The following is a 22548-nucleotide window of genomic DNA, read 5'->3' as shown; positions in this document are numbered from 1 at the left end:
CGGTCCGTTCCCACTTCTCGACGCAAACGGAGACATATTGAACGTGACGATCCATCCGACATCTCGCACTTTGCTCTTCGCAGCCCTGGTGTCAGTATTGACTGGTTTCGGTTCCGCCCACGCGGCCGAGGATTTTGACCTGAGCCCGGAACAGCCGGGCCGGCTTCATGCCGCCAGGAACGATGCGGCCATCGCTGCCATTCCTAGGGAATTCAAGTTCGTCACACCCGGCAAGTTCACCATCGCCGTCAGCCCCGGCGGCCCGCCGCTTGCCACCTATGCCACGGACGCCAAGTCCGTGGTCGGGGCAGATCCCGACTATGCCTATGCCATTGCCGACAGCCTCGGCCTGACGCTGGAGATCGTGCCCGTCGCCTGGATCGACTGGCCACTCGGCCTGACCTCAGGCAAATATGACGCCGTCATCTCCAATGTCGGCGTCACCGAGCAGCGCAAGGAGAAATTCGATTTCTCCACCTACCGCCAGGGGCTGCATGGTTTCTTCGTGAAATCCGACAGTGCCGTCACCTCGATCAAGGAGCCGAAGGACGCTGCCGGCCTCAGGATCATCGTCGGCGCCGGCACCAACCAGGAGCGTATCCTGGTGAAGTGGAGCCAGGAAGATGTCGCCGCCGGCCTGAAGCCGATCGAGCTGCAATATTACGACGACGAGGCAGCAAGTCTTCTCGCGCTGCGGTCCGGCCGGGCCGATGTCATCGTCCAGCCGCATGCGCAGCTCGTCTTCATTGCCGCGCGCGACAAGAACATCAGGCGTGTCGGCACGCTGAGCGCCGGCTGGCCTGATCGCTCGGATGTTGCGATCACCACCCGCAAGGGGAGCGGGCTGACCGATGCGCTGACTGTCGCCACCAACGGCCTGATCAAGGATGGCACATACGCAAAAATCCTCGACCACTGGCACCTGTCCGAGGAGGCCCTGCCGGCGTCGGAGACCAACCCGCCCGGCCTGCCGAAATATTGATGGGATGGCACGAGTGGGCAATATATCCATCAGCCATATCGGCTTCCTCACTCCCGGCAACTATCCCGACGACGACCCGCTGTCGGGATTGGAGCAGACGCTGCAGCAGCTGCAATATGGCGAGAATCTGGGTTTCGACAGCGCCTGGGTCCGCCAGCGACACCTGGAGCCTGGAATCTCTTCCGCGAGCGCCTTCCTGGCGGCGGCGACACAGCGCACCAGCCGGATCGAGCTCGGAACCGCCGTTATTCCGATCGGTTATGAAAGCCCCTATCGGCTGGCTGAAGATCTCGCCACCGTCGATATTCTATCGCGCGGGCGGCTGAATATCGGCGTCAGCACCGGCCGGCCGCTGCACGCAGACCTGATCGCCCCGCTCGTCTTCGACGGCGACTGGACGGGTCATGATTTTTCCCATGATCGCGTGCTGCGTTTTGCCGACAATCTGCGCGGCACCTATCTCGGCGACGAGCAGACCTTGATCAAGACGCCGTTCGGCCCGCAGCGGCCGCGACTGCAGCCTTATGCCAAGGGCCTGATCGACCGGATCTGGTATGGCGGCGGGTCGCAGCGCTCGGCCGAATGGGCCGGCCGCAACGGCTTCAACCTGTTGACCGGCAATGTGATCACGGGGGAGGGGACGGATGATTTCTTCACCGCGCAATCGCGGTTGATCGAAACCTTTCGCGCCGCCGGCAAGCGGCGCCGCGTCGCGCTGGGCCGCGTCATCGTGCCTTTCGACAGCGCCGATGCGATAACGCGGCGCCGATATCGAGACTATGCCGATGGCCGCCATGAGCGGACCCTTTCGCCGCAGGGCGAGCGGCGCACGCTTTTCGCCCGTGATATCGTCGGCACGTCGGACGAGATTTTGGCGCAGCTTTTTGCCGATCCGATCCTGCCCGAGGTCAGCGAGCTGAGGCTGGAACTCCCTTACGAGTTCGAGCACGCGGAATATCGCCAAATTCTCCACGACTTCGTGACGACAATTGCACCGGAGCTCGGATGGAAAGCGCAATCCGGCATCCGTGCCGCTTCCTGAAAGGCGTCGCCCATACGACGCCGGACCATCACCTCTTAGGGAATATGCATCAGTGACCAAATCGGTAGAATATTTCTTTTCGATCGGCTCGCCCTGGGCCTATATCGGCTTCGACGCCTTTGCCGAACTTGCGGCGAAGAACGATGTCGTCATCACACCCTATCTGACGACAGTGGTCGAGGAAAACGGCGGTATCTTTTCTCGCAATCGCCCGGAGATCCGGCGTGCCTACTGGACGCGGGATCTCAAGCGCTGGGCGCGCGTGCGCGGCAAGGACCTGCGGCTTGAGCATCGCCCGGATTTGAGCGATCCGACGCCTGCATCCCTCTTCGTGATTGCCGCCTATCTCGACGGACAGGATTGGATCGGCGTTTCGCGCGCTCTGCAGCATGCCTTCTGGAGCGAGGCGGAGGATATCGGCAAGCCCGATGTGCGCGAGGCGATCGTGACCTCGGCAGGTTTCGATGGCGCAGCACTTCTTCGGCGACAAGCCGACGAGGATGTCCAGAACAAGTGGTCGGCGGACCGCGTGCATGCCCGCGACAGCGGCGTCTTCGGCTTTCCTACCTATGTCTATGATGGCGAGATCTATTGGGGGCAGGATAATTTGTCCTTCCTCGAACGTCATCTTCACGGCGACAAGCCTTAGAGACGGATTTTTTCACATAAGTCTATAAAATAGATAGACTTTATTCCCTTCTGCCGATGCCCTGCGATAAATTGGTGTGGTTGATGGGGAAATCACACGCATGCTCGACAGGACTTTGCAGGCCGCCGGGACCATTGTTCCCACGCGTTCGACGGAGTGGCCGACGGTCATTCTTGCACTCGTCATTCATGGTGGGTTTCTGGCGCTCACTTGGTGGTGGCAATCATTGCCGCCGCTCGTGGTCATGACCGCAGGAGGTTGGCTGATTGCCTGGCACGGATCACTTCAGCACGAAGTCATTCACGGCCACCCGACGGGAACCCAGGCGATAAACGATGCGATAGGGTCGATACCGCTGTCGCTGTGGCTGCCTTATCCGATCTACAAGGAAAGTCATCTGGAGCATCATCGCGACGAATATCTCACCGATCCGATCGAGGATCCGGAATCGTCCTATTTCACCAAGGCCGCCTGGGAGCAGCTCGGTGCGACCGGGAGGTTGCTGGCGCGGTGGAATACCACCCTGTTCGGCCGATTGACCATCGGTCCTGTGGTGATGCTGTTGAGTTTCCTTGGGCAGGAATGGCGGCTGATACGGGCGGACGAACCGGGACGGCGGCTGATATGGGCAGCGCACGGCATCGGCGTCGTCGCCGTCCTATTCTGGTCGACCGTCGTCTGCGGTATGCCGCTGTGGCTCTATCTTGCTTTCGTCTATACGGGTGCTGCGATGACGCGGCTCAGATCCTATGCCGAGCACAGATATGCCGAAAGCCATGAAGAACGCACCGCCATCGTCGAAAACAGCCATCTCTTCGGCTTGCTGTTTCTCTACAACAATCTGCACGTTCTCCATCACCGCCGGCCGGGCATCTCCTGGTATCGCCTTCCGGCGGTCTATCGCAAAAACCGCGAAACGCTTGTCCGGTCGAATGGCGGGCTTGTCTATAATGGCTATTGGGATATTGCGCGCCGGTTTTTCCTGAAGCCGCACGACGATCCCACGCATCCTCATCATTCCTAAAATTTCTACCTGAGCCGGACCGGGCAATGATGTTTGAAAAGCCGGGATTTGGGGGCTGCTCAGTCGCCCTGTCTTGCGGCTTCCTTTTGCCCCCATTTCACAGCTCTGCAATTTGTACTTTCAGCGGATGTCCAGTGTGATCAGCTACGGCTGGCGGCGATCAGGGCGTGCGCTGCATCGCGCAGCAAACCGGTGGCCTCGCCGGGTTCAAAGAGCTGCATGCTGACAAAGGCGCCGTTGATCAGAACCGCGAGTTGACCGGCGAGCCGATCGGGCGCGGCAACCGCAAGCCCCTCGGCGATGGTCTTCAGACGCCGCCGCATCTCGCGCATGTGGGCTTCGGCGACCTTGCGGGCAGGGTGATCCGCTTCGGGAAATTCGGCTGCGGTGTTGATCTGCGGACAGCCTCGGTAGTTTCCCCGCCCGACCCGTTCGCCGATCCACTCAAAATGTGCATCGAGCTCGGCCTCGGCATCGTCCGGATGCTGTTCCGTCACGCGATCCCAGGTGCTCCAGAAGTCCAGGTCTTCGCGCTTGAGGAAGGCCGCGATGAGGTCGTCCTTCGTGCCGAAATGGCGGTAGAGGCTGGTTTTGGCGACGCCGGATTTTTCGACCACAAGATCGACACCGACAGCACGCACGCCGCGCCAGTAAAAGAGTTCCGACGCCGTCTCGAGAATTCTATCCCGCACCTCGTTGCCGCCAGAGGCACGGGAGTTCGTTGCGCTTTTCGACATTCGTGTACCTCCAAGGTCGCCAGCATAACAGCAAACGGATTGACACGCTACAGACCTGTATGTTTTATTGGATACAGACAGGTCTGTAGCGCAGGAGAAAACAATGACCATCTACGAAGCCGACATCACGAAGACGTCCCAATCTATCGCGGTCTTGGGAGCGAACGGCCATACCGGTCGTTTTGTCATCGCCGAACTGTTGCGGCGCGGTCTCAAGCCCATCGCGATTGGACGGAATGCCGAGCGGCTGGCGGCTGCGGGCTTTGCGGAGCGCGGCATCGAATGCCGCGAAGCAGCGGTCGAGGATGACGGGGAACTGGACAGGGCGCTAGCCGGCGCGGCGGCGGTCATCAACTGCGCCGGCCCGTTCATGGACACCGCCGACGCAGTGGTGCGTGCCGCGTTGCGAGCGGGGATTCATTATCTCGACGTGACGGCCGAGCAACCGAGTGTGCAGGCCACGTTCGAGAGGCATGAGGTTGCGGCCCGGGAAGCGGGCATAGCCGTCATCCCGGCCATGGGTTTCTATGGCGGCTTGGCCGACCTGCTCGTGGCAGCTGTCATGGACGAGTGGGAGCACGCTGACGACATCGAAATTCGAGTTGCGCTTGACAGCTGGCTGCCGACGAGAGGCACACGCGTTACCGGAGAAAGAAACACTGCACGGCGCCTGGCCGTCAGCGGTGGGCAGCTGGAGCCGGTGCCTCAACCGCCTGCTGAAAGGGTGTCGATTTTACCGGCCCCGTTCGGCCGGCAGACTTTCGTCGAGCTTCCCTTTTCGGAAGTGCCGCTGATCGCCCGGCACGTCCGGACGAAGGAACTGCACACCTTCTTGAGCACAACCGCTCTGCGGGATGTTCGCGACTCGTCGACGCCTCCGCCGCAGGCAGTCGACGAATCTGGGCGTTCGGCGCAGCGCTTTGCAGTAGAAGTGATCGTCACGCAGGGTGACGTGCGCCGTCAGATTGTCGCACAGGGACAAGACATCTACGCCGTCACGGCGCCCATCATCTGTGAAGCGGTCCAGCGTATCCTTTCGGGGAGCATCCGCGATATCGGCGCAAAGGCGCCGGCAGCCATTTTCGATGCCGCTAGCTTCCTGCAGGCGCTCGGCCCGGATCTGTCGGTCGAGATATCGGAAACTTAGTTCGGAAACGCCAGACTTTCAGAAAGTCCTTCACAATGGCGTGGGGGACTTAATTCTCCGGGCGTATTCAGGGAGACTGTTCAGAGCGATCGTCCCGCTCGGGCGATGATAGCGGATGGAATTCCGTTATCTTGGCGAGATTGCGCAATCCCATTGAAACCATTCCATTCTATTGGAGGAAAAGATAGGGGAAGATTTTTTTACATTGTTTGCTGGAATTAGTTCTTTTATCTCCTGTTTCATCGAAACGCGAAACGCCGCTATATTGATCGGAGAGAGACCATGAACCCTGCCATGAACATGATGCCGATGATGAACAACATGATGCCCGCCATGATGAACCCGATGATGGGTGGAATGATGCCGATGATGTCAGGCATGCCCATGATGAACGGCGCCATGATGCCGATGATGGCCTCCATGCCGATGATGATGATGATGGGCGCCATGAAGTGCACGATGACTGCCGAGGGCATGGTCTGCGAAATGAAGCCGATGGAAGGCATGGACAAGGACAAGTTCATGGAATGCTGCAAGCGCATGATGTCGATGATGTCGGGCGGCATGCCTGTCATGATGAACTGCGGCGGCATGATGATGTGCTGCACGATGGCCGCCTGAGCCATCGGCCTCTTAGAGGAAATGACCAAGAGCCTCCGGAGACGGGGGCTCTTTGCGTCAGACGCGAACGTCTTCGAGATAGGTCGTCACCAGGTAGAGGATCGCTTCCGTTCCCGTCATGTTCCGGTAGATATGGGGCACGTCGGCATCGAAGATGATGGCGTCGCCTTCGCCCAGGATATGCGGCGCCTGCCTGCCCGCGATGATTTCGACCGTGCCTTGGGCGACGACCAGATTTTCGACCGTTCCGTGCTGGTGGGCATCGGCACTTTCGCTATGATGCGGAGCGATCCTCAGCTCGTAGAATTCTACTTTCCGCTCGCCTTCGAAGGGGAAAAGAGCCCGTGTCCGGAAGCGCCCCTCGGACGAGGCGAGGATTTTCGATCTTGCCCGCGGCACTGTAATGATCGAGGTTTCGCCGCGTTCGGCAATCAGTGCTGCGCAGGGAATGCCGAGAGCAAGCGCGATCTTCGAGAGAATGCTGAGCGTCGGGCTGCTTTTGCCCGTTTCGATCTGGCCGAGCATGGCGCGGCTGACGCCAGCGATCTTTGCCAGCCTGTCCAGGGAATAGCCGCGGCGGGTGCGAATGCGCCGCAAATTCTGTCCTGTCTGAACGGTGATCTGCTCGGCGGCGTCTATGGTTTCGACGTCGGAGAGAAGCGCTTGATCAGACGCCATATCCGGCAATGCCCATTGCCATCACCGGGATAAAACCCCAATAGGGCACCCACATCAGAACGGGCTGCATCGCGAAAGATGCCGGCGCGAGCGCCTTTGACGCATCAGCCGCATCTTTGCAGCGCGATTGCCGGTAAGCCTGGAAATCGATGACATCAGCCGTCTGCAATGGCATGAAAAACTCCCGCTAAAATCTATAAGGAATGTATATTTTGTGCGACGGAAAGGGCAGAGCGTGTCATCCAATCGTTCCGCTGAACCGGAAATCTTATACCAATAATATCCAACCTTGCGGCAAAGCCATTTAGCCCGAGCGGTTCACCGGCGCTTTTTGCTGGTGACGGCATTGAGCCGCCCCCGCGGTGTTTCCATGTTCCACGACGTCTTTCCCCATTGGAGCCGATATCCCGTTTCTGCCTGCGGTCGCGAGAACCGGTGACGATCGCCCTTCAGCCTGTGCGTGCCGGGGCGAGAGCGAACGTTTTTTTCAACCAGCCGAATAAGGAGAGATGCACGTTCCTTTAATCTATCAATTTTGTAGACAATAGTTGAGGCAATCCAAAGAGAGGAAAAACCATGTCAGGTTTCAAACTCGTCGGCATTGCTGGCAGCTTCAACCGTCCTTCGAAGACATTGGCACTCGTGCGCCACGTCGCCGACCGCGCGAGCATTCGTTACGGATTTGCGAGCAAGACCTATGATCTCAATGATGTCGGTCCATCGCTGGGCAGGGCCTTGTGGCGCAAGGACCTCGACGAGCAGGCCAGACATGTCGTCGACGAGATCGTGCAGGCCGATGCCCTGATCATCGGCTCGCCGACCTACAAGGGCTCTTATCCCGGCCATTTCAAGCACCTCATCGATCTGCTCGATCCGCACGAGCTTCGTGGCAAGCCGATCATCATCACCGCGACAGGCGGCGGTGACCGGCATGCCTTGATGGTCGAGCATCAGCTTCGGCCGCTGTTCGGTTTCTTCATGGCCCATACCTTGCCGACTGCCGTTTATGCGGCCGATCGCGATTTTACCGACTATGCGGTCTCATCCGATCCGCTTTTGGCCCGCATCAACGAAGTGATCGGCGAATTGGCTGCCTTCTTCCCGGACGCAAACCCTGCACTGGCGGCGGCCGAGTAAGGGGCGCCGCCATGGTTCGATCTCAGGAGGCGAAAATGGATGATGCGGAAAGGCCGGGGCCAAGCGATCAATTGTGGAGCGTCTTCGAATTCGCCCGACGATATCGCCTCGCCAAACGCGAGGAGAACCGCCTGCTGATGCTCTACGGACCGACAGCATCGCTCCGCGATCTTCTCGCCAATGCGAGCCGTCATTCGCTGATGTCCTAGGGCAATTCCAGCAAAAGTGCACAGCGGTTTGCGTCCGGAATTGCGTGAAAACAAACGTTCTCGCTGAAAAGTACCAGTCCCTGACAGGAGGTTCGCATGAAGCTTGATTTTCACCTCTGGCTGAAACTGACGATTGGCCGATTGCTCGAGCCGAAGGCGCCGGCTGCGCACGCGCCTGCCAATGGATTGTTCACGCGCGACGAAGAGCGCGATTGGTCCGCACGCGAATACGAGCTCCATTATTGGGGCGCCATGCCAGGCCTTTGGTATTGAGGAGAGCGGTGTGATGGCGATTGTCGTTGAGACCGAGTTGCGTCGGCACAATGCGAGAAGGGCGGGAAGCAGCGTCATGTCGCAGCTCAGGCATGCGGCCGGGATCTGCACGATCGTCAGCTCTTTCACATTCCTGTTCGCTCTGGTGATCGGGTTGATCCGATGAATGGTGCCAGATGTTTGCCCCGATGGGAAAAAAGACCGGCGCGCCGCCCGGGAGAGGATGGCGCCAGATGATCGATGTACTTATTCTTCCCGGGCTTTTCGGCTCGGGAGAAGGGCATTGGCAGCAGCATTGGCTGGAGGATCAGCCGGACAGCCGTTGCGTCGCTCAGGACGATTGGGATCATCCGAATCTGGACAGCTGGCTGTTGCGACTGGAAGGCGCGCTTGAGGAGGCCGGTGAGGCCTATCTGGTTGCCCATAGTCTCGGATGCCTGCTTGCCGCCCGGCTGGCCGGGCGAAGTGCGGCGCGCCGCGTCAAAGGAGCCCTACTCGTCGCTCCGTGCGATCTGCCGGCCACGGAAATTCTGCATCCGGGGCATATCTCGTTTGGCGCCATGCCGACGGCGCCTCTGCCCTTTCCGAGTATCGTCGTCGGCAGCATGAACGATGCCTACATGACGGTCGATCGGTTGACCCTGTTTGGCCGCCTGTGGAATGCCGAGACCAGGAATATCGGCCTTGCCGGCCATATCAATGTTTCCAGCGGCTTCGGCCGCTGGCGCAACGGCTACCGGCTGTTGCAGAACTTGAAGGCGCAGACGCGCGGTCGAAGGCATGTCGCTGCCATGCCGCCGGCTTTTGCGATGTGAGTGGAATCGGATGTCCGACATTGCCGCCGACCTCCTGCGCCTGAGCGAAGATCCGAATGCCGACCCGAGGACCAGGCGCCGGCAAACCATGGAGCGGTTAGTTCAGACGCTGCTTGCCATGGCCGATGCCGAAATCGGATCGGAAGATCCGCAGCATCGCCATTCCATTATCCATTTGACGACAATCATTCGCAATATGACCGGAAGGATCGCAGAGGCCGATGATGCAACATTCTCGGCAATCGTCAGCGAGGCCGTGATGCTGGTCCGCAGCCTGCAGCAGCGCCAGGCCGATGCGGTTACTGTGCACTGACCGATCGCGACATCCACAAGCGATGCCGCGAATTTTCGATACTCGGTGAATCTAGGATGGCCCTAACGGGCGAGCTCGGAGGTTGACGTCAGCCCCCGAGCTGCACCGAATATCGTGTACGCAAGCCGATGTTTGGATGGCGCGCCATCCCGCCATTCGGTCAGAGCTTGCCTTTCCAGGGCACGAGGAACGCCTCCAGAAAGCGGATGGCGGCCGAGAAGGTGAAGGCGCAGATCGCGATGATGCCGATGCCGACGAAGACGACGTCGGTCGCCAGGAACTGTGAAGCCGACATGATCATGAAACCGATTCCGCGCGTGGAGGCGATCAATTCGGCCGCCACCAGTGTGCCCCAGCCGACACCGAGCGCAATGCGGATGCCGGTGAGAATCTCGGGCAGGGCGGAGGGCAGGACGATGTCCAGGAAGAGCTGCAGCCGGCTCGCGCCCAGCGAACGCGCGGCATTGACCCGCTCGATCGGCAGCGAACGAACGCCGGCCTGGGCCGAGAGGCAGATCGGCGCAAACATCGCCAGCACCAGCAGCGTGATCTTCGACGTCTCGCCGATGCCGAGCCAGATGATCATCAGCGGCAGGTAGGAGAGCGGCGGAAGCGGCCAGTAGAACTCGATCGGTGCGTCGAGCACGCCTTTTGCCCAGCGGTTCAGTCCCATGAGCAAGCCGAGCGGAATGCCGGCGGAAATGGCGATGAGGGCTGCGACCACGATGCGGAACAGGCTTGCAAAAATATGCTCGGACAGTGACGCGCCGGCGTAACCGTCGCGATAGACGGCGCCGATCTGTGTCAGCACCTCGTCCGGACGCGGCAGGAACAGGTGTGGAACGACGCCGAGCGCGGATACGACCCACCACAGCAGCAGTATGGCAAGCGCCGTGGCAATGCTGATGGCCACCGTCGACTTCTCACCGGCTCCGAAGCTTGCCATTTTCACCAGCTTGACCTGGCGGTCCTCACTACCAGCCGCAATCGGCGATGCCTGGACTATATCGCTCATGCGGCGCTCCTTAAATCTTCGGTGCTGTGCAGAATGGCGCGGATCTCCTCGCGCAGCTCGGCAAATTGCGGCGACGCCTTGATCGATCGGGCGTCGCCGGTTTCGGCGAAGCGGCGAACGAAATCCAGATCGAAACGCGCCACGACGCGTCCCGGTCGAGGCGACATGACTAGGACCTGCGTACCCAGGAACAGGGCCTCTTCGATCGAGTGGGTGATGAAGAAAACCTTCTTTGCCGTTTTATCCCAGATGGAAACCAGCAGTTCCTGCATCTGCTCACGCGTCAGGCTGTCGAGCGCGCCGAACGGCTCATCCATCAGCAGGATGTCGGGATTTGTCGCCAGAGCACGCGCGATGCCGACACGCTGGCGCATGCCGCCAGACAGCTCGTAGGGAAACGCGCCGGCGAATTCATCGAGGCCGACGATCCTGAGCAGCTCCCGGGCGCGCGCTTCGCGCTCCTTGCGCTTGACCCCGGCGAATTTCAAACCGAGCGCGACATTGTCGACGACGGATTTCCACGGCAGCAGCGAGTCCTTCTGAAAGACGACGCCGCGATCGGCACCCGGCCGTTCGACCGCGCGGCCGTCGAGCGTGATCCGGCCTTCCGAAAGCGGAAGGAAACCGGCAATCGCATTGAGAAGAGTTGATTTGCCGCATCCCGACGCTCCGAGCGCGACGACGAAACCCCGTTCGGGAATATCGAAAGACACGCGATCAAGCGCGTGAACGGTCCGCCCGTCGCGGGCTGCGAAGAAAACACTGGCGTGATCGACTTTAAGCATATTCCTGCTCGCATGTTAGACGCCGGCGCGGCAAGCCGTGCCGGCGTCGGGGAGGATCAGTTGCTGACGCCGGCCAGCGCGTCGGCGGTGACGAACGCGCCGTAATTGGCCAGCACGTCGGAGACCTTGCCCTGTTCCTTCAGGAATGATGCCGTGTCCTTGAGGATCTTGCCGGCACCCGCCTTTTCGCCGCCGCCGAGCCAGGCATCCGATGCCTGAACCTCAGGCGTCAGAAGCGTGAGGTTCTTCAGGGCCGATGCTTGCTGGTCGGCTGTGCCGCCGAGAAGCTTGGCGAGCGACTTGGCGTTGTCGCTGTCGGGACCCCAGGCGGCTTTGTCCGAGGCGAAGGATGCGTAGTATTTGTTGATGACCGACGCGAAGCCCTTCAGGAATGCCGGGTTGTCGGCGGCAAATTTCGAGGTCGCGACCCAGGCCGAAAATGTCGGCGCACCCTTGTCCGCCACGTCCTTGGAGGTGACAAGAACCTTCCCGTTCTTCTTCAGTTCGGTGAGCGCCGGATCCCAGACGAAGCCGCCGTCGATATCGCCGCGGTTATAGCTGGCGACAATTTCGGGCTGAGGGATGGCGAAGACCTGAACGTCCTTTTCGGTCAGGCCCAACGATTTGATCAGCGCCAGCAGCTGATAGTGGTCGGTGGAAACAGGCGCGGCAGCAAGCTTCTTGCCCTTCAGATCGTTCAGGCTTTCGATGCCGGAACCGTTGCGGACGACGAGAGCCTCGTCGATGCCCGAGATGGAGGCGAGGTAAAAGGCCTTGACCTCGAGCCCGCGTGATACTGCAGCCGCAAACGGGCTGGAGCCGACATAACCGACCTGAACGTCACCGGAGGCAATCGCCGCAAAGATCTCGGCGCCCGAATTAAATCTGCGGAAGTCGATGTCATACCCGGTTTCCTTGGCAAATTCGCCATTGGCGATCGCCACGGAAGACGGCAAGGCATCGGTTTGATAGCCGACCACCACCTTCTGGTCCGCCGCTTCGGCGATAACAGTCGTTGCAAGCGTGCCGACGCCGATAGCGATCGCGGCAACCAAAGTCTTGAAATTCATTTTGAGCCCCTTTGTTCAGGGCCGCACGGCCCTCGATCTCACCCGCAAAAGGGTAATGGTTGGGAACGGGCTAGCGGGAGAAATAACAAACTATATTTATAGACGATAGAGATAATTGTTTCGTGATTCTGCCGCTTGTGCGATCCGTAAGGCACGGCGAGCGATCTCGAGGCGTGAATGAGAAATGTCTCGCCGGGCGTTGCGGAGCTTCAGGGAGAATGCGTTGATATACGATGTTATCGTGGTCGGTTCCGGTTTTTCAGCGATTGCCGTGACCTGCAATCTCATCGAGCAGCTTCCCGCCTCGGCGAAGGTTGCCGTCGTCGGCGACGATCCCGGTTTCGGGCGCGGGACGGCGTACCGAACGGAGCTCTATCTCCACCGCCTCAATGTTCCCGCCGGCCGCATGAGCCTGCTGCCGCATGAACCCGACGACTTTGTCGACTGGCTGAAACGTCATGGACGCCTGATGCAGGCAGGCGATTTCGCCTCGCGCAGCGATTACGGTCTTTATGTCCGCGACACACTTGCGCGGCTGCTTCGAAAGCGGGACGGTCGTTGCCGGGTCGATTTCATCAAGGCCAAGGCGGCCGGATGCGTGGAACGTTACAGCAGCACGCTGGCCTTCCATCTCGGTAATGGCGACGAGATTGCCGGCAGGAACGTGGTGCTTTGTCTCGGTGTCGGCAATGCCAGCCTTCCGGTCGATCCGGATGGCGTACCGCCATCGCTGCGATCACGGATCATCGAGAATCCGTGGCGGCTTTCGTGGCTAAGGCGCGTCGCATCGTCCGATGCGGTGTGCATCCTCGGATCCGGTCTGACGATGATCGATCAGGTTCTGGCGCTACGCGCCCACGGCCATAGCGGCAGGATCGATGTACTTTCGCGGCGCGGGCTCGCACCGCTCGGACATGCGAGGGAATTGCCGGCGCCATTGCCGATCGACGTCGAGGCGCTTCCGGATACGATCAGCGAGATATTGAAGAGCTTGCGGGGCAAGAGCAGGACGGTTGCCGACTGGCGAGGCGTGATGGACGGTCTGAGGCCCGCAACGCAGGCTCTCTGGCAACGGCTTTCCAGCAAGGAACGGTCGCGATTCCTCAGGCATGCGCTTCCCTGGTGGAATATCCATCGCCATCGGGTCGCGCCCGACGTGTTCGACAAGTTTGAGAAGCTGGTCTCGGACGGAATCGTTCGTTTCCACGCGGGTTTCCTGAAATCGCTGGGAGCCCAGGAGGGCAGGCTCCTTGCCAGCTACAGGGTGAGAGCAACGCCGCAGATCGCCGGGATCAATGCGGACTGGCTCGTCAACTGCACGGGAATGGAGCGCGCCGGGATCAGCCACTCACCGCTCCTGAAGGAGATGAGCCGGTTTCAATTGATCGTCCCCGATCCCCTTGGTCTCGGGATCCAGGTGAATGCCGCTTCCGAGGTGACAGCCCCGTCCGAGATCTCGCCGGCCCGACTCTTCGCAGTCGGCGCCCTGACGGCGGGACAATTCTGGGAGATCACCGCCGTTCCGGATATCCGGGTGCAAGCCAAGGCCGTAGCCGAGGAGATCGTTTCGAGAGGCTGAACCTTTCCGGGCGGCACGACGCTTGTTGAATTGCCGGTCGCCGACAGCTACAGTATCTGGTACGCCATAATACGATTCTTGCATTCGGCTGCCGCTGGGGAATTTGAGCGTGCGAAGTCAGTCCAACACTGAGGTACAGAATGAGCGGTGCTCTGAAGGACGCCATTAGAGTCGAGCGTCCTGCAAAGACCTTGCGGGAATTGGCGCTCGACAAGGTCCGCGAGGCCATCGTCAACGGATATTTCCGTCCCGGAGATCGCCTTGTCGAGCGCGATCTCTGCGCCCAGCTCGGGGTCAGCCGAACGGTGGTGCGCGAGGTTCTGAGACATCTCGAATCGGAAGGGCTTGTCGCCAATCTGCCGAACAAGGGGCCGATCGTCGCGCAGCTCGACATCGAGGAAGCCAAACAGATCTATGAGATCCGCGGCGCGCTCGAAGGCATGGCGGCGCGGCTATGCGCCGAGCGCCGCAGCCCCGAGATCGTCGCCGCGCTGGAAGAATCCCTGAGTGGGATTCGCAACAGTTACCGCGATAACGATATGGCGGGTGTGCTGACCAACACCTCTTCCTTCTATCAAACGCTGTTCACGATGGTCGACAGGCACGTTGCCTGGGGCGTCGTCAACCTCCTCACCGTGCGCATAAACCACTTACGTTCGATGACGATCAAGACGGAGGGGCGCGGCATCGAAGGACCGGCACAGATGTCGAAGATCGTCGATGCCATCCGCCGCGGCGACGGCGAGGGGGCTTACCGGGCGGCGATGGATCACGTCGCCGCTGCGAGCGCGATCGCCGAAGCGGTACTGTCCGCCAAGAAGCCGGCCGAATAGGCGAGGCGCAGGCCGCTGCGGTATTGCGGCATATTGCGAGGGTGGCCTCATCCCTGTTCGAGGAATTGCGCGATCTTCTCCCATTCTTGCTCGATATGCCGTCGACGCATCACCCGTTTCAGCCATGACAGAAGACGAAAACGTCGCCGCGACAGCGATTGGAACATGATGGTTTGGACATCGTTCTCGCGCCAACCGGCCCATTCTCCTGCAACGGAGCAGAGGTTTGATGCAAATGCCGGGGCCACCTCGTCCTCCAGGATGGATCGGAGCTCCGCAAGGGAGTATCTGGATATGTCGAGCGCCTTGGCGATCCGGCGATAGTCCTTTGCCTGCAATTCGCTGTCGAGGAACACCTCCGACATCGCGTGCCAAACCGGCAACCTCTGCACATCGAACAAGGCAATTTGCGTCAAAGTGCAGGCACCCCCTGCGAGCTTGCAAGGCGTGCGAGCAGACCGGCTTTGATGCTCTCCGACGCAAAGCTCGCTTCGATCGATACGCCACGTTCAAGACGCATGTGGATTTCCACTTTCGGCAACGCGCGGCAGAAGATGGATCGACGACACAGTTTTTCCCTCTCCCGACCCGCGGTCATAATTCTTCTGGGAAACATACGCATTCACTGCGCAAGGACGCGCATTTATCCAAAATTGCCGGTCTTCAGGCGGTAGGCGGCGAAGCCCAAAAAGGCGGCGAGCACAATGCCGAAGATCACGACCTGACGGATCATCCGCATGCGTTTTTCTTGTGGCGACAAGCTCATTTCCCGGGCGAGTAAATCAGTGATCAAAGCTCGATAGGCGCCCGCAGACAAATGAGTCAAGCCGTATCAAGGTCCCTTGCGGAGCATGGACGTTGGGCGAGCAGCCGCACGGACGTGAATCCACATACCGGCCGAATGCAGACGGCATTCGCGATGATGACCTCGTGCAATTCACGACAATTCATACTCCGCGCTTGACACTCAACTTTGCTCAATGTGATGGTATGCCATAATAAATAATATATGAGGCGGTATCATAGGAACTGGGATGGTTGTGGCGTCCGGCTTCGTTGCGCCTGCGGGCCGCCGTTGCGGGGCCTCTGGCGGTTCACCACAGGCTGAAAGAAGGAAAGTGCTTCCGGAGCGTCGAATGCGCACGCGTGCCGACGTCGAGATTCCGGAGCCGGCCAACATTGGCAGCAGCTGATCTGCGGCGATCGCGTTCAGCCGACAAGTCTTTGTTTTTGAATGAGTATCTTGGGAGGATTGTCTAAGTCCGCGTCTTCGCGGGAACGAACTTGACACTCTTATATTATGGTATACCATAATACGAAACTGAGAAATGAGGTGTTCGGTGGCCATTCAAATTCGCAAGACGGGACTGCAGATCGAGACGACGTTGATCGAGGGCGGCAAGGCCGCGGCGGTTCCGCTGAAGCTGTTTACCGCCTTCGCGGTCGTTAAGAATCCCTGGGCGGGCCGTGGCTTCGTCGATGACCTCAAGCCTGAAATCCATGCAGGCGCTCCGGTGCTCGGCGAGTTGCTGACCAAGATGATCATCGATGCGGTCGGCTCCGGTGAGGCCGTCGAAGCATATGGAAAGTCCGCGGTCGTCGGCCTGGACGGCGAGATCGAACACGGATCGGCGCTCATCCATACGCTGCGTTTCGGCAATTTTTATCGCCAGGCCGTCGGCGCCAAGTCCTATCTCGCCTTCTGCAACACACGCGGTCCTGCCAACGCGCCGATCATGATCCCGCTGATGGACAAGAACGATGAGGGTCGCCGCTCGCACTACCTGACCATCCAGACGTCGATCCCCGACGCGCCTGCCGCCGACGAGATCGTCGTGGCCCTCGGTGCTTCGATAGGCGGACGCCCCCATCACCGCATCGGCGACCGCTACCAGGATCTGAAGGACCTGGGGCAGGACGTTGCCAATCCTGCGGGCGTTTGAGGGAGCGCTTTGAGATGCTGACAGCCGGATCGACCACAGGCACCGCTGCAGCAACGAACGCCGCCGGTGCCTTGCCCCGAAAGAAGACGGCAAGCGGCACGGCCTATCACGAGGCCGGCAGTGGTGAGCCGCTGGTTCTCATTCACGGCGTCGGCATGCGGCTCGAGGCCTGGGCTCCGCAGATCGCATTTCTGTCTGCGGACCATCGCGTCATCGCCGTCGACATGCCGGGACACGGTGAGAGCGCAAAGCTGCCGGCAGGCAGTCGGCTCGAGGAATTCGTCGCTTGGTTCGGCCGCTTTCTCGACGAGATGGCGATCGACGCGGCAAATGTTGCCGGGCACTCGATGGGCGCATTGGTATCGGGAGGGGCGGCAGCGACCTTTGGCAAGCGTATCAGCCGTGTCGCATACCTCAATGGCGTCTACAGGCGCGACCCTGAAGCCAAGGCTGCCGTCTTGGCGCGGGCTGCGGCCATTCCGGTGGCGGGCGTCGACAAGGAAGGGCCTCTGGCCCGCTGGTTCGGCGATGATGCGGACAGCATCGTTGCGCGTGAATTGACACGAAAGTGGCTGAACCTCGTTGATCCCCAGGGCTATGCCGTCGCTTACGCTGCCTTTGCGGGCGGAGACGAGACCTACGCCGATGGCTGGAAGGATGTGGCCGGTCCGGCCCTGTTCCTGACGGGGTCCGATGATCCGAATTCGACACCCCTGATGGCGACGCAAATGGCAGAGCTTGCGCCGCAGGGCTACGTCCGTATCGTCGAAGGTCATCGTCACATGGTGAACCTGACCGCGCCTGATATCGTCAATTCGCTGCTCGCTGAGTGGCTGTCGTTCGGGGAGGATGAACGATGACAATCCAGACTGTCGACCCAAGGGCATTGCGAGATGCATTCGGCGCTTTTCCCACAGGCGTGACCGTCGTCACCGCCTGCGACGGGGATGGAAATCCGATCGGCTTCACGGCGAACTCCTTCACCTCGGTCTCGCTCAATCCACCTCTGCTGCTCGTCTGCCTTGCCAAGACGTCGCGCAATTTCGCCATCATGACCGGAGCGCCGCATTTTGCCATCAACGTGCTTTCGGAAACTCAGAAAGACGTGTCGAACACTTTTGCGCGCCCGGTCGAAGACCGGTTTGCGGCGGTCGAGTGGGCGAGGGGATCGGCAGGCTGCCCGATATTCTCGAATGTGGCGGCCTGGTTCGAATGCGCCATGGAACAGGTCATCGAGGCCGGCGACCACGTCATTTTGATGGGACGCATCGAAGCTTTCGACAATAGCGGCCGCAACGGTCTCGGCTATGCGCGCGGCGGTTATTTCACGCCGACGCTGGCAAGCAAGGCGGTTTCCGCGGCAAGCGAAGGCAATATCGAACTGGCCGCCGTCGTCGAGCGCCGCGGAGAGGTACTGCTGCTCGGCGAGGATGTGCTCTCCCTGCCAAGCGTCGACGCCTATGATGGCAACCCGACCGAGGCGTTGCAAACATACCTGGAGTCGCTCACCGGGCTGAAGGTCAGCATCGGCTTTCTCTATTCGGTCTATGAGGGCAAGAGCGACGGCAAGCAGCACATCGTCTATCACGCCGTTGCCGGCGAGGGCGAGCCTGCCGGCGGCAGGTTCGTAAAACCTGACGCCTTGGTTGCGGCAAAGTTCAAGACCAGTTCGACCGCCGATATCGTCAACCGTTTTGCGATGGAAAGCTCGATCGGCAATTTCGGCGTCTATTTCGGCGACGAGACCGGCGGCACCGTTCATCCCATTCCAGCCAAGGGCGCAAAATCATGAAGTTCTCCCTCTTCGTCCATATGGAACGGCTCGACGCCAGCCAGAGCCACAAAAGCCTCTATGAGGAATTCGTCGCGCTCTGCGAGATTGCCGACAAGGGCGGCATGCATGCGATCTGGACGGGCGAGCACCATGGCATGGATTTCACCATTGCGCCCAACCCGTTCGTGACCATTGCCGATCTGGCGCGCCGCACATCGCGGGCACGGCTTGGGACGGGGACGGTGATCGCCCCCTTCTGGCACCCGATCAAGCTAGCCGGCGAGGCCGCCATGGCCGACATCATCTGCGACGGAAGGCTCGATATCGGTATCGCGCGCGGGGCCTATTCCTTCGAATATGAACGTCTGCTGCCCGGTCTCGATGCCTGGGGCGCCGGCCAGCGCATGCGCGAGCTTATTCCGGCGGTCAAGGGCATATGGGCCGGCGACTACGCCCATGACGGGGAGTTCTTCAAGTTTCCCTCGACCACCTCGGCGCCGAAGCCGCTGCAGCGGCCGAACCCGCCCATCTGGGTTGCGGCGCGCGATCCGAACTCGCATGAATTTGCCGTTGCCAACGGCTGCAACGTTCAGGTGACGCCGCTCTGGCAGGGCGACGACGAGGTCCAGTCGTTGATGGAGCGCTTCAACGACGCCTGCGCCAAGAATCCCGATCTCGAGCGGCCGAAGATCATGCTGCTGCGCCATACCTATGTCGGCTCGTCAGAGGACGATGTCGCCCAGGCCGCCCATGAACTCAGCGTCTACTACAATTATTTCTTCGCCTGGTTCAAGAATGAGAAGCCGGTTACCCAGGGCCTGATTGAACGGATTCCGGACGAACAGATCAGAGCAAACGAGATGCTCTCGGATCAGGTCATGCGCACCAACAATGTGGTTGGCGACGCTGAGACCGTCATCGCCAGGCTCAAGGCGTATGAAGCGCTCGGCTATGACGAATATTCCTTCTGGATCGACACCGGCATGAGCTTCGAGCGCAAGAAGGCGTCGCTCGAACGCTTCATCACCGAGGTCATGCCGGCATTTCAGGAGTAAGACCATGCGGCGTTTCCAGCATTATATCGACGGCGAATTCTCCGATGGCGAGGCCAGCTATCCGAGCATCGATCCCGCCTCTGGCGCGGTCTGGGCTGAGATGCCCGAAGCGCGCGAAGGTGATGTCGATCTGGCTGTCAACGCGGCCGACAGGGCGCTTTACGAAGGCCCCTGGCCGAAAATGACGGCCACGCAACGCGGCAAGCTGCTTTACAGGCTGGCCGATCTGGTCGCCGCCAACGCACAGGTCCTCGCGGAGCTGGAGACGCGCGACACCGGCAAGATCATCCGCGAAACATCGGCGCAGATCGCTTATGTCGCCGAATACTACCGCTATTATGCCGGCATATCAGACAAGATCGAAGGCGCCTATCTGCCGATCGACAAGCCTGACATGGATGTCTGGCTTCGCCGTGAACCGATCGGCGTCGTTGCGATGGTCGTGCCGTGGAACAGCCAGCTTTTCCTGTCGGCGGTCAAGATCGGCCCGGCGCTGGCGGCCGGCTGCACCATGGTGGTCAAGGCCTCCGAAGACGGGCCGGCGCCGCTTCTCGAATTTGCGCGGCTCGTGCACGAGGCGGGTTTTCCCGCAGGCGTCGTCAACATCATCACCGGTTTCGGCGCCTCCTGTGGTGCGGCTCTCGGGCGGCACCCGAAGGTCGCGCATGTCGCCTTCACCGGCGGTCCTGAAACCGCCCGGCACGTCGTTCGCAACTCGGCCGAAAACCTCGCTTCCACCTCGCTTGAACTTGGCGGCAAGTCACCCTTCATCGTCTTTGCCGATGCGGATCTCGAAAGCGCCGCCAACGCCCAGGTCGCGGGCATCTTCGCGGCGACGGGGCAGAGCTGCGTTGCCGGATCGCGCCTCATCATCGAACGCAGCGTCAAAGACAAGTTCGTCGCCCTGTTGCGCGAGAAGGCGGAGGCGATCCGGATCGGCGCGCCGCTCGATATGGCGACCGAAGTCGGCCCGCTTGCCACCAAGCGCCAACAGGACCATATCGGCGCCCTCGTCGCCAGCTCGATCGAAAGCGGCGCCCGCCTCGTCACCGGCGGCAGCAAGATCGACGGTGCAGGCTATTATTTCCCGCCGACGATCCTCGACTGCGACGATGTCGCCTCGCCCTCGCTGATCGAGGAATTCTTCGGGCCGGTCTTGTCCGTCGTGTCGTTCGAGACCGAGGCCGAGGCGCTGCGCCTTGCCAACGATACCCGTTATGGGCTGGCCTCCGGCGTCTTCACCCAGAATCTCACCCGGGCGCACCGACTGATGAAGGGGATCCGCGCCGGGATCGTCTGGGTCAACACCTACCGCGCCGTATCGCCGATCGCGCCGTTCGGCGGTTTCGGCCTGTCGGGCCATGGCAGGGAAGGCGGCATGGCCGCAGTGCTCGATTATACCCGCACCAAGACGATCTGGCTCAGGACATCGGACGATCCAATCCCCGATCCATTCGTGATGAGGTAGCGCCGATGTTTTACGAAATCCGGACCTATCGGCTGAAGAACGGCACGATCCCGCAATATCTCAAGGTCGTCGAGGAAGAGGGGATCGAGATCCAGAAGGGCCATCTCGGCACACTCGTCGGTTACTTCTTTTCGGAAATCGGGACGATCAACGAGATCGTCCACATCTGGGCCTTTACCAGCCTGGACGACCGGGAGGCGCGGCGCCAGAGGCTTATGGCCGATCCCCGGTGGCAGGCCTTCCTGCCCAAGATCCGCGATCTGATCGAAGTGGCGGAAAACAAGATTATGAAGCCAGCTAACTTTTCTCCCAGGAGCGAGGCGCACTGACGGCATAAGGCATACCCGTAGGACAAACCAGAACAAGGATAAGGGAACATGAAAACAACATTTGCTTTCGCGGCGGTTGCCGCATTCGTGGCTGTGTCTGCACCGGCACACGCCGACAACATGGTCTTCTCGAGCTGGGGAGGAACGACCCAGGACGCGCAGAAGGCGGCATGGGCAAGCCCGTTCACCGAGAAGACCGGCATCACCGTCGTGCAGGATGGACCGACCGACTACGGCAAGCTCAAGGCGATGGTCGAGGCCGGTGAGGTCACCTGGGACGTCGTCGACGTCGAAGGTGACTATGCCGCCCAGGCCGGCAAGAACGGCCAGCTTGAGAAGCTCGATTTCTCCGTCATCGATAAATCCAAGCTCGATCCGCGCTTCGTCACCGACTATTCTGTCGGCAGCTTCTATTATTCCTTCGTGATCGGCTGCAATGCCGATGCCGTCAGCGCCTGCCCGAAGACATGGGCCGATCTGTTCGACACGGCCAAGTTTCCGGGCAAGCGTACATTCTACAAGTGGTCGGCTCCCGGTGTAATCGAAGCTGCGCTGCTTGCCGACGGCGTGCCTGCCGACAAGCTTTATCCGCTTGATCTCGATCGTGCCTTCAAGAAGCTCGATACGATCAAATCCGATATCATCTGGTGGTCGGGCGGCGCGCAGTCGCAGCAGCTTCTGGCATCCGCCGAGGCTCCCTTCGGCAGTGTCTGGAATGGCCGCATGACCGCACTTGCTGCGACCGGCATCAAGGTTGAGACGTCCTGGGAACAGAACATCACCGCTGCGGATGCGCTCGTCGTGCCGAAGGGTTCGCCGAATGTCGAAGCCGCGATGAAGTTCATTGCACTGGCGACCTCGGCCGAACCGCAGGCCGCCCTGGCAAAGGCCACCGGATATGCGCCGATCAACGTCGACTCGGCCAAGCTGATGGATCCGGAGACGGCCAAGACCCTGCCGGACCAGCAGACGGCAAGCCAGGTGAATGCCGATATGAACTACTGGGCTGAGAACCGCGATGCCATCGGCGAGAAGTGGTACGCTTGGCAGGCGAAATAGCCTGGAAGATG

29 protein-coding genes are annotated in these 22548 nt (G+C 60.5%); 21 read left to right on the top strand and 8 right to left on the bottom strand.

The window, feature by feature from the left end; translation table 11 throughout:
* Positions 1–43 precede the first annotated feature (43 nt).
* The 4 genes from FHT75_RS18145 to FHT75_RS18130 all read left to right on the top strand — a co-directional run bounded on the left by FHT75_RS18145 (position 44) and on the right by FHT75_RS18130 (position 3697).
* A complete protein-coding gene (locus tag FHT75_RS18145; protein ID WP_047613413.1) occupies positions 44–982 on the top strand; it encodes an ABC transporter substrate-binding protein in 939 nt (312 codons plus the stop codon).
* 4 nt (positions 983–986) lie between these two features.
* On the top strand, positions 987–2024 hold the full coding sequence (locus FHT75_RS18140) for an LLM class flavin-dependent oxidoreductase (RefSeq protein WP_183845105.1): 1038 nt from the start codon (positions 987–989) through the stop codon (positions 2022–2024).
* Positions 2025–2076: 52 nt separating this feature from the next.
* The gene (locus FHT75_RS18135) at positions 2077–2673 is read left to right on the top strand and encodes a 2-hydroxychromene-2-carboxylate isomerase (RefSeq protein ID WP_047612301.1); all 597 of its coding nucleotides are present in this window, start codon (positions 2077–2079) and stop codon (positions 2671–2673) included.
* 100 nt (positions 2674–2773) lie between these two features.
* Positions 2774–3697, top strand: coding sequence for a fatty acid desaturase (locus FHT75_RS18130; RefSeq protein WP_183845104.1), 924 nt, complete (start codon positions 2774–2776; stop codon positions 3695–3697).
* Between the two features lie 140 nt (positions 3698–3837).
* Here the strand turns inward: FHT75_RS18130 and FHT75_RS18125 are convergent, their stop codons facing one another.
* Positions 3838–4434, bottom strand: coding sequence for a TetR/AcrR family transcriptional regulator (locus FHT75_RS18125; protein WP_183845103.1), 597 nt, complete (start codon positions 4432–4434; stop codon positions 3838–3840).
* A 103-nt stretch (positions 4435–4537) separates the two neighbouring features.
* Between FHT75_RS18125 and FHT75_RS18120 the strand changes: the two genes are divergently transcribed.
* A complete protein-coding gene (locus FHT75_RS18120) occupies positions 4538–5581 on the top strand; it encodes a saccharopine dehydrogenase family protein (protein ID WP_183845102.1) in 1044 nt (347 codons plus the stop codon).
* Positions 5582–5863: 282 nt separating this feature from the next.
* The gene (locus tag FHT75_RS18115; RefSeq protein WP_183845101.1) at positions 5864–6202 is read left to right on the top strand and encodes a hypothetical protein; all 339 of its coding nucleotides are present in this window, start codon (positions 5864–5866) and stop codon (positions 6200–6202) included.
* 57 nt (positions 6203–6259) lie between these two features.
* Here the strand turns inward: FHT75_RS18115 and FHT75_RS18110 are convergent, their stop codons facing one another.
* Positions 6260–6880 (bottom strand): helix-turn-helix domain-containing protein, encoded by a 621-nt coding sequence (locus FHT75_RS18110; protein WP_028756770.1) that lies wholly within the window; start codon positions 6878–6880, stop codon positions 6260–6262.
* The gene (locus FHT75_RS18105) at positions 6870–7055 is read right to left on the bottom strand and encodes a hypothetical protein (protein WP_028756771.1); all 186 of its coding nucleotides are present in this window, start codon (positions 7053–7055) and stop codon (positions 6870–6872) included. The genes FHT75_RS18110 and FHT75_RS18105 overlap by 11 nt, the downstream gene beginning before the upstream one ends.
* Positions 7056–7456: 401 nt before the next feature.
* Between FHT75_RS18105 and msuE the strand changes: the two genes are divergently transcribed.
* From msuE to FHT75_RS18075, 6 genes are all read left to right on the top strand, one after another.
* A complete protein-coding gene (msuE, locus tag FHT75_RS18100; protein ID WP_028756772.1) occupies positions 7457–8017 on the top strand; it encodes an FMN reductase in 561 nt (186 codons plus the stop codon).
* Between the two features lie 11 nt (positions 8018–8028).
* Positions 8029–8226: a hypothetical protein gene (locus tag FHT75_RS18095; RefSeq protein ID WP_028756773.1), complete on the top strand. Its 198-nt coding sequence runs from the start codon at positions 8029–8031 to the stop codon at positions 8224–8226.
* 96 nt (positions 8227–8322) lie between these two features.
* Positions 8323–8499: a hypothetical protein gene (locus tag FHT75_RS18090; RefSeq protein ID WP_164735886.1), complete on the top strand. Its 177-nt coding sequence runs from the start codon at positions 8323–8325 to the stop codon at positions 8497–8499.
* 13 nt (positions 8500–8512) lie between these two features.
* The gene (locus FHT75_RS18085; RefSeq protein ID WP_165932218.1) at positions 8513–8665 is read left to right on the top strand and encodes a hypothetical protein; all 153 of its coding nucleotides are present in this window, start codon (positions 8513–8515) and stop codon (positions 8663–8665) included.
* 67 nt (positions 8666–8732) lie between these two features.
* The gene (locus FHT75_RS18080) at positions 8733–9314 is read left to right on the top strand and encodes an RBBP9/YdeN family alpha/beta hydrolase (RefSeq protein ID WP_028758374.1); all 582 of its coding nucleotides are present in this window, start codon (positions 8733–8735) and stop codon (positions 9312–9314) included.
* Positions 9315–9324: 10 nt separating this feature from the next.
* On the top strand, positions 9325–9627 hold the full coding sequence (locus FHT75_RS18075; protein ID WP_183845100.1) for a hypothetical protein: 303 nt from the start codon (positions 9325–9327) through the stop codon (positions 9625–9627).
* A gap of 160 nt (positions 9628–9787) precedes the next feature.
* Here FHT75_RS18075 and FHT75_RS18070 read toward each other — a convergent pair whose 3' ends face one another.
* From FHT75_RS18070 to tauA, 3 genes are read right to left on the bottom strand one after another with little or no spacing between them, the layout of a single operon-like run.
* Entirely contained in the window at positions 9788–10642 is an 855-nt protein-coding gene (locus FHT75_RS18070) for an ABC transporter permease subunit (protein WP_047612316.1), read from the bottom strand.
* On the bottom strand, positions 10639–11427 hold the full coding sequence (locus FHT75_RS18065) for a taurine ABC transporter ATP-binding protein (protein WP_047614701.1): 789 nt from the start codon (positions 11425–11427) through the stop codon (positions 10639–10641). The genes FHT75_RS18070 and FHT75_RS18065 overlap by 4 nt, the downstream gene beginning before the upstream one ends.
* 56 nt (positions 11428–11483) lie before the next feature.
* On the bottom strand, positions 11484–12497 hold the full coding sequence (tauA, locus tag FHT75_RS18060; RefSeq protein WP_183845099.1) for a taurine ABC transporter substrate-binding protein: 1014 nt from the start codon (positions 12495–12497) through the stop codon (positions 11484–11486).
* Between the two features lie 223 nt (positions 12498–12720).
* Between tauA and FHT75_RS18055 the strand changes: the two genes are divergently transcribed.
* Positions 12721–14076 (top strand): FAD/NAD(P)-binding protein, encoded by a 1356-nt coding sequence (locus tag FHT75_RS18055; RefSeq protein ID WP_246712945.1) that lies wholly within the window; start codon positions 12721–12723, stop codon positions 14074–14076.
* Positions 14077–14216: 140 nt separating this feature from the next.
* Positions 14217–14909 carry a GntR family transcriptional regulator gene (locus tag FHT75_RS18050; RefSeq protein ID WP_028756780.1) on the top strand — a complete coding sequence of 231 codons (693 nt, stop codon included), beginning with the start codon at positions 14217–14219 and terminating at the stop codon, positions 14907–14909.
* A 47-nt stretch (positions 14910–14956) separates the two neighbouring features.
* On the opposite strand, the gene FHT75_RS18045 is transcribed toward FHT75_RS18050, so the two are convergent.
* Together FHT75_RS18045 and FHT75_RS18040 are read right to left on the bottom strand one after the other, a co-directional pair.
* Entirely contained in the window at positions 14957–15274 is a 318-nt protein-coding gene (locus FHT75_RS18045; RefSeq protein WP_049816567.1) for a hypothetical protein, read from the bottom strand.
* A 278-nt stretch (positions 15275–15552) separates the two neighbouring features.
* Positions 15553–15735 (bottom strand): hypothetical protein, encoded by a 183-nt coding sequence (locus tag FHT75_RS18040; RefSeq protein ID WP_125853765.1) that lies wholly within the window; start codon positions 15733–15735, stop codon positions 15553–15555.
* A 514-nt stretch (positions 15736–16249) separates the two neighbouring features.
* Here FHT75_RS18040 and FHT75_RS18035 point away from each other — a divergent pair.
* From FHT75_RS18035 to FHT75_RS18005, 7 genes are read left to right on the top strand one after another with little or no spacing between them, the layout of a single operon-like run.
* Positions 16250–16852, top strand: a complete 603-nt coding sequence (locus FHT75_RS18035; protein ID WP_028759123.1) for an amino acid synthesis family protein — start codon at positions 16250–16252, stop codon at positions 16850–16852.
* 14 nt (positions 16853–16866) lie between these two features.
* Entirely contained in the window at positions 16867–17712 is an 846-nt protein-coding gene (locus tag FHT75_RS18030; RefSeq protein ID WP_183845097.1) for an alpha/beta fold hydrolase, read from the top strand.
* Positions 17709–18644 (top strand): flavin reductase family protein, encoded by a 936-nt coding sequence (locus tag FHT75_RS18025; RefSeq protein ID WP_097542513.1) that lies wholly within the window; start codon positions 17709–17711, stop codon positions 18642–18644. The genes FHT75_RS18030 and FHT75_RS18025 overlap by 4 nt, the downstream gene beginning before the upstream one ends.
* Entirely contained in the window at positions 18641–19681 is a 1041-nt protein-coding gene (locus FHT75_RS18020) for an LLM class flavin-dependent oxidoreductase (protein WP_183845096.1), read from the top strand. Before FHT75_RS18025 ends, FHT75_RS18020 begins: the two co-directional genes overlap by 4 nt.
* A gap of 4 nt (positions 19682–19685) precedes the next feature.
* On the top strand, positions 19686–21149 hold the full coding sequence (locus tag FHT75_RS18015; protein WP_183845095.1) for an aldehyde dehydrogenase: 1464 nt from the start codon (positions 19686–19688) through the stop codon (positions 21147–21149).
* A gap of 5 nt (positions 21150–21154) precedes the next feature.
* Complete coding sequence (locus tag FHT75_RS18010) at positions 21155–21478, top strand: NIPSNAP family protein (protein WP_183845094.1); 324 nt, start codon at positions 21155–21157, stop codon at positions 21476–21478.
* A gap of 48 nt (positions 21479–21526) precedes the next feature.
* Positions 21527–22537: an ABC transporter substrate-binding protein gene (locus FHT75_RS18005; RefSeq protein WP_097622473.1), complete on the top strand. Its 1011-nt coding sequence runs from the start codon at positions 21527–21529 to the stop codon at positions 22535–22537.
* Positions 22538–22548: the final 11 nt, after the last annotated feature.

The sequence above is a fragment of the Rhizobium sp. BK112 genome, from assembly GCF_014193215.1.
GTDB classification, from domain to species: Bacteria; Pseudomonadota; Alphaproteobacteria; order Rhizobiales; family Rhizobiaceae; genus Rhizobium; species Rhizobium anhuiense.
This window is presented reverse-complemented; position numbering and strand designations above follow the sequence as displayed.